General features: G+C 67.5%; 1 protein-coding gene. It reads left to right on the top strand.

The window, feature by feature from the left end; translation table 11 throughout:
* Positions 1-397, top strand: a 397-nt coding sequence (gene nadE, locus EEB19_RS26620) for an NAD(+) synthase (protein WP_187590315.1), incomplete at both ends; no start/stop codon positions are given.

Below are 397 nucleotides of genomic sequence, written 5' to 3'. Positions count from 1 at the left end.
GTGCTGGCCATGGCGGTCGACGCGATGGGCGCGGAGAACGTAACCGCCGTGCGCCTGCCGTCGCGCTACACCGCGGGCCTGTCCAACGACCTGGCGGCCGAGCAGTGCCAGGCGCTGGGCGTGAAGCTGGAGACGGTGTCGATCGAGCCGGCGTTCAAGGGCCTGATGGAAGCGTTGGCGCCGATGTTCGAGGGCACCGCGCCGGACGTGACCGAAGAGAACCTGCAGTCGCGCAGCCGCGGGGTGATCCTGATGGCGCTGGCCAACAAGTTCGGCGGCTTGCTGCTGACCACCGGCAACAAGAGCGAGTACGCGGTCGGCTACGCCACCATCTACGGCGACATGTGCGGTGGCTATGCGCCGCTGAAGGACCTGTACAAGACCGAAGTGTTCGGCC

Origin of the sequence: Gordonia sp. OPL2, assembly GCF_003797825.1 — a bacterium.
GTDB lineage: Bacteria > Actinomycetota > Actinomycetes > Mycobacteriales > Mycobacteriaceae > Gordonia.
The sequence above is the reverse complement of the archived record's forward strand: the minus strand, read 5'-3'. Positions and strand labels throughout refer to the sequence as shown.